Raw genomic sequence first — 6362 nt, 5'->3', positions numbered from 1 at the left:
CTCGATCGCTTGGATCACCTTCTGACGCAGGTCATAACTATAGGGGTTTGCCATGAGCAGCTTGAATAACTTCAGGACAACAGGTGATCTCTACTCTACGTCCTAACTATCTTGGCGGTTGCTATATAAGAGCCTTGCGATAAATCTCTCACCTTAAAGCTCGCAACCTGTTTTAACAGGTTGCGAGCTTTTGCTCCGGCAGTATTTTGGGTCAGTTAAAACTGACTTTAGCTCTTAGCGCGTTCCCAAAGAGCGCTGCCGTTCGCCATAGGCGTTCCCGTTCGCGTTCCCGAAGGATAGGATAGGGTATTTTAGTTCAGGACAAAAGTTAAGTGCCATTCAACTTTGATCTATTGTTAACCGGATAACTTATTAATAAAGTTATAGCTACACTGAGTGCAATGGATTCGGTTAATGCTTATATCACTTTTAACTATCTTCCCAGGTCAATTTAACGGGAGCGGTGAGACTGAACGCTCACAATTCAACCCGAATTCCGACTTTAGTGCTGAAGCATCTCCTAAGCGAATTTTGCTCGTTGAGGATAACCAAACGAATCGACAGCTGCTAAATGACTATCTTGGTTATCTGGGATACCAAGTTTTCTCCCTAGCCGGGGGGGCTGATTTTTTTCAGACGATGGCTGAGTTTCAGCCGCACTTAGTTTTGCTAGACTTAAAATTACCAGACATTGATGGCTATACGCTACTCCAGCAAATCCAAGAAAGGCCAGACTGGCTCCACATCCCCGTGTTTGTCGTTTCCGCCTATGCTTTTCAAGCAGATGAAGAGCGTGCCCTTACTTTGGGGGCACGTCGGTTCTTTGTTAAACCTGTGAATTTAGTTTCTTTGAGACAAGCTATTGCAGAAGAAATTCATTAACGACTTCGTGAATTTCTGGCAATTAAATCAATCGTTATTCACTTTTATTTTCGTTAATGTATTTTTCCACGGTGAGGCTTAGATTTTGCACAGAAGAACTTATTCCCCTAACCTGAGCTTCTACTTGTGCCAATAACAAGATCACTGTCTGGAGTTGGTTGAGCGTGTCATCCATAGCGTTCCGATATTGATTCTCAAACTCTTCCAATTTCATAATTTTAACCAGAGGGAGGTAGTTAGCAAAAAATGTTGTAGCAGCATTTTAAAACCAATTTCAACTTAAAAGCTGAAAGATTAGCATTATTCGTTATAACTTTATCTAACCTGGTAATGACTTCAAGAAAGCTTAACTGATTTCCGGAAAGATATCTCATGTTTAAAAATTAAAAATAATGCGAATTTTTACTGAGTTGTGAAGTTAGTAAAAAACGTTAGTTACGAATTTGCACTGATATTTAGAATTAAATAAAAATGGTGGCTACGAAATTTTACCAGCTAAAAAATCCGTTACTGTTTGTTCAAGGGCGCGACTTAAAAATTAACAATTGCTGCTGTCTAGGAGTGTATTAGGATGACAGATCCGCAAACCCTAAGAAATGGGAACGAATTATTTCCCGCCACAACTCAAGCTGGTTATCTATCGGCTGAAGGAGCGATCGCATCTACAAAAATCCTGCCGCTCCTCAAAGAGCCAGAACGCCTGGAAAGCCGTCTGAAAGAGATTCCGCCAGAACCAGGGGTCTATTTTATGAAGGATGTTAGCGATCGCATCCTCTACATTGGCAAGTCGAAAAAATTGCGATCGCGAGTTCGCTCTTATTTCCGCGACTCCCAAAAATTGAGCGATCGCATTATGATGATGGTGCGGCAAATCGCAGAGATTGAATTCATCGTCACCGACACCGAAGCCGAAGCACTCGCGCTAGAAGCCAATCTAGTTAAGCAGCATCAACCCTACTTCAACGTGCTGCTCAAAGATGATAAGAAGTATCCTTACGTTCTGGTTACGTGGTCGGAAGAATATCCTCGCATTTTTATTACTCGGAACAGGCGTCTGGGAAAAGAAAAAGATAAGTATTATGGCCCTTTTGTGGATGCAGGTTTGTTGCGAACCACGTTACGAATCGCAAAACGGCTCTTCCCAATCCGCCAGCGTCCGCAACCTTTATTTAAAGATCGTCCTTGCCTGAACTACGATTTAGGGCGGTGTCCAGGCGTCTGTCAAAAGTTGATTTCACCAGAAGAATATCGCAAAACAATCCAAAAAATCGCGATGGTTTTCCAAGGACGAGCCGGAGAACTGATTGATATTTTAACGGCGAATATGGAAAAGGCAGCCGAAGAGCTAAACTTTGAGGTAGCAGCGCGGATGCGCGACCAAATTGCCGGGTTAAGGTCTTTGAGTGCAGATCAAAAAGTGTCTTTGCCAGATGATACCGTTTCGCGGGATGCGATCGCTCTGGCAGCTGACGCCCAACACGCCTGCATCCAATTGTTCCAGATGCGTGCGGGAAAACTGGTTGGTCGTTTAGGCTTTGTGGCGGAAGCTCAATCAGGTACACCGGGAGCCATTTTGCAGCGGGTATTAGAGGAACATTACGCAAATGCGGAGTCCGTAGAAATCCCGATAGAAATTCTAGTGCAGCACGAGTTGCCAGAAGGGGAAATGCTCACAGAATTTTTAACTGAGCGAAAAGGACGAAAAGTAACGCTACTTGCTCCCCAGCGACAAACCAAGGCAGAATTGATTGAGATGGTGGAGCGCAACGCCCAGTATGAACTAGCGCGGATGCAACGATTAGGCGATCGCAATACTCAAGCAATGGAAGATTTAGCCGCCATTGTTGATCTACCCGACTTACCCCACCGGATTGAAGGCTACGATATCTCCCATATTCAGGGAGCGAATGCTGTCGCGTCTCAGGTAGTCTTCATCGACGCTATACCGGCAAAGCAGCACTATCGCCACTATAAAATAAAAAATCCCACCGTCACTGCTGGTCACTCGGACGACTTTGCCAGTCTTGCAGAAGTTATCCAACGGCGTTTCCGCAAGTATGCTGAAGATCCGCAAATGCAGCGAGTTGGGAATCCTGATTGGCCCGATTTAGTAATGATTGACGGCGGGAAAGGTCAGCTCTCGTCAGTTGTCGCCGTACTGCAAGAAATGAATTTAATGGAAGACTTGCGAGTTGTTAGTCTTGCCAAGCAGCGAGAGGAGATTTTCTCACCGGGTGAGTCTTCACCGTTACAGACGGATGCAGAACAACCAGGGGTGCAATTGTTGCGACGACTGCGGGATGAGGCGCACCGATTTGCAGTCAGTTTCCACCGTCAGCAGCGCAGCGATAAGCTGAGGCGATCGCGTTTAGATGAAATTCCAGGACTGGGCTTTCAGCGACAGAAACAACTCTTGGCGCATTTTCGTTCCATTGATTATATCCGCGAAGCAACTCCAAAGCAGCTAACTGAGGCTCCTGGTGTTGGTCCTAAGTTAGCCCAGGAAATCTACGATTATTTCCATCCGGCTTGAAATGCCAAAAGCGATTCACCCTGATTTCAATAGCAATCTTAAGTGATTCATGAAATCCTCTGCTTTCTCTCCCTCTCTTACTTCGCGTCCTCTGCGTCCTTGGCGGTTCGTTAAAAAAATATCTTACAAATCAAAGAGGATTGCTGTAGACAAAATTTAAACCGCAGAGGACGAAAGAGGTGAAAAGCCGTATCTTAATCGGTCTGCTGATAGTTCTAGCGCCCTTCAAGGTGCTAGCTGACGAAGCACACCCGCGTTTATTTCTAACTCAAAGACGGAGCGAACAAATCCGATCGGCAATTCGGGTGCCGCGATCGCATCATCAGCAAGCATTCAATGCCCTGAAAGCGCGAGTAACCCAGAACAACTGGCGCATTTATGATGGCAACCCGAATGACGGCAACTGGAACTATGCCCGTTCCTATCTGGCACGGGAAGCAGCGCTGTTGTACTTATTGACAAATGAAAAGGAGTATGCACAGATTGCCTACCAAGCCCTCTACCTCATCCACCGAGATCCAGACCCGGATAACCGCCTGCCGGAAGCGCAGTATGGGCTATCTAGGGCGACGGTGGGACAAAATTTTGCGATCGCCTATGATTGGGCATATCGCGGTTGGACTCCACAGCAACGAGATTACATTAAAAACAAAATTAACATCGCCCTCGATACTTGGGAGAATTTCCGCCACCCCAACCTCACTAATCCAGCAATGGCTTCTAACTGGGTAGCAGTCTGTCGAGGCGGGGAACTCGTGATGATGTTGGCTGTGTACGAGGAAGGCAACCGCGCCAAGCGATACAGTCAGCTCAAGGGGTGGCTGAAAACTCACCTAATCAACGCTTACGGTCAGTTGGGTTTAAGTCAGGAAGGGATTGGTTATGACAGTTATGCAGGGATTTTTTTAGTTCCAGCGGTTTATGCCCTCCGGAGTGTTGGCGATGCTGAGCTTGACGCTGATTTTACCGCACGACATTTCTGGAAATTGGTCATGTACGCCGGTGCATTTATGATGCATGAATCGGGCGATCGCTACTTTCTTCAATCTGGCGTATCCGGTGCAGGCATCGGTGACGAAGGCTGGACGAGTCTCCTCCTCGGATCGGTTCCCCCACGCTTATTGCCCTTCTACCGCTACTTTTACGATCGGCACATGGGAATAGATGCCCCAGGCACCCCAGCCGAGAAATTTGACAAACACCGGGGCGCAACGATCTGGTCGCTAATCTATTACCCAGAAAGCGCCCCTTCCTTTAATCCAACAGGTGTGTTTCCCTCGTCTATGGGGGATGAAAAAAGAGGCGCTTACTTTTTCCGCGATCGCTGGCAAGATGAGAACGATATCCTCGTGTCGGTGATGGCAGATAGCGATCGCCACCAGAATGCTTGGGATCAGTCAGAAGCCTTCCAACTTGGCTTACTCGCTTACAACCATCATTTCATCGGAGGGCCTGCCAAAATTTCTGGCAACCCTGCCACTTTTAGCACCCTCTTGGTGGACGGAAAAGCACAGCGCGATCGCGGTACAACGGGAAGGCATGAATTTTTCAATTCCAACCCAGATGGCGGTTACGTCATCATCGACGGTGGGGAGAAATACGCCAGTTTGGGCTTAAGCAGCGCCAAGCGCCACCTCCTGGTCAAGTTTTCTGAAACTGATAATACTGCTGTACTGGCAACGCTCGATCGAATTCGGGATGAGGAGGCGCATACCTACACCTGGCAACTCAACCTCGGAAACGAGAAAGGCGATGGTGGTATCACTGCAACGGTGGGGATGGAAGGCGGGTTGTCAACTTTTTTGCTACGCGGCGGTAGTGATAGCTACCTCAAAGGCTGGGTGCTGCACCCAAAAGCAGCAGTAGTAACTGCGGGCGATCCGTTGCAAGTCAGTATTTCCGGGGCAAATGCCGAAATCTGGATTGCTACCTTTGTAGGCAGGGGAATCCCGCCTGTAGCAACTGTCACGGGTACGGGGATGGCAGCCGTTCTGGAAGTGGGTAATGTGCGACTGCGCTACGACGCTGATACCAATCGAACGATCGCCGAATACAGAGACGACGTGAGAGAGGTCGGCAAGACATTTCCGAAACAATAGCTGCCAGTTGTTGCAGCCACTGGTCCTATGCCACCCTTCTGGGAAGAACTACGATAGACTCAACCTGCTGAATCCTGCCTGGGTATGATCTACTGTCTCAATCCCAACTGCCGCGATCGCCAGAATCCAGACGATTATAAATTTTGCCAAAGTTGTGGCTCTGTACTATTACTGAGAAAACGCTACCGCATCCTCAAACCGATTGGCAGTGGCGGCTTTGGCAGAACCTATCAGGCAGTAGATACTGACTGTATGAATGCGCCCTGCGTGGTAAAGCAATTTTTACCCTCCTCAGAGATTCAAGCCAATCCGAAGGCGCTGGAAAAAGCAACCGCAATGTTTAACCAGGAGGCACTGCGATTGTTTCAACTCGGAGAACATCCCCAAATTCCCAGACTGCTGGCTCACTTTGAAGAAGATAAGCGCCTGTATCTAGTGCAAGAGTTAATTGCGGGACTCACTTTACGTCAAGAATTGGCAACTCAGGGAGCTTTTAGCGAACAAAAAATTAGACAGCTTTTGGCTGAGTTACTGCCAATCCTCAAATTTATTCACGAACGTGGGGTGATTCACCGGGATATCAAGCTAGAGAATATTATGCGTCGTCACCGAAACGGCAAATTAGTCTTGATTGATTTCGGCGTCTCCAAACTGGTGACAGAAACGACGATGGGGCAAGTGGGGACAACGGTCGGTACGGTAGGATATACGCCGATGGAACAAATGCACGGTCATGCCTACCCCGCTAGCGATCTCTACAGTTTAGGAGTCACTTGCGTTTGTCTGCTCACCCAATCTCTTCCTACATTAGGTGGTTCTGATGGTCTTTATGAACCGCTAGAGTGTCG

At 47.5% G+C, this 6362-nt stretch carries 5 protein-coding genes; 4 read left to right on the top strand and 1 reads right to left on the bottom strand.

What is annotated here, in order from left to right; translation table 11 throughout:
• Window positions 1–414 precede the first annotated feature (414 nt).
• On the top strand, window positions 415–882 hold the full coding sequence (locus H6F50_RS03970; protein WP_190426574.1) for a response regulator: 468 nt from the start codon (window positions 415–417) through the stop codon (window positions 880–882).
• Window positions 883–916: 34 nt separating this feature from the next.
• Here the strand turns inward: H6F50_RS03970 and H6F50_RS03965 are convergent, their stop codons facing one another.
• On the bottom strand, window positions 917–1096 hold the full coding sequence (locus H6F50_RS03965) for a hypothetical protein (RefSeq protein WP_190414923.1): 180 nt from the start codon (window positions 1094–1096) through the stop codon (window positions 917–919).
• A gap of 357 nt (window positions 1097–1453) precedes the next feature.
• Here H6F50_RS03965 and uvrC point away from each other — a divergent pair, with 357 nt between their 5' ends.
• The 3 genes from uvrC to H6F50_RS03950 all read left to right on the top strand — a co-directional run.
• Entirely contained in the window at window positions 1454–3415 is a 1962-nt protein-coding gene (gene uvrC, locus H6F50_RS03960; RefSeq protein ID WP_190426571.1) for an excinuclease ABC subunit UvrC, read from the top strand.
• 179 nt (window positions 3416–3594) lie between these two features.
• Window positions 3595–5514, top strand: a complete 1920-nt coding sequence (locus tag H6F50_RS03955; protein WP_190426568.1) for a hypothetical protein — start codon at window positions 3595–3597, stop codon at window positions 5512–5514.
• An 84-nt stretch (window positions 5515–5598) separates the two neighbouring features.
• Window positions 5599–6362, top strand: a 764-nt coding sequence (locus H6F50_RS03950) for a serine/threonine-protein kinase (protein WP_190426565.1), incomplete at its 3' end; no start/stop codon positions are given.

The organism is Coleofasciculus sp. FACHB-712 (assembly GCF_014695635.1).
In the GTDB taxonomy this organism is placed as follows: Bacteria; Cyanobacteriota; Cyanobacteriia; order Cyanobacteriales; family FACHB-T130; genus FACHB-T130.
This window is presented reverse-complemented; position numbering and strand designations above follow the sequence as displayed.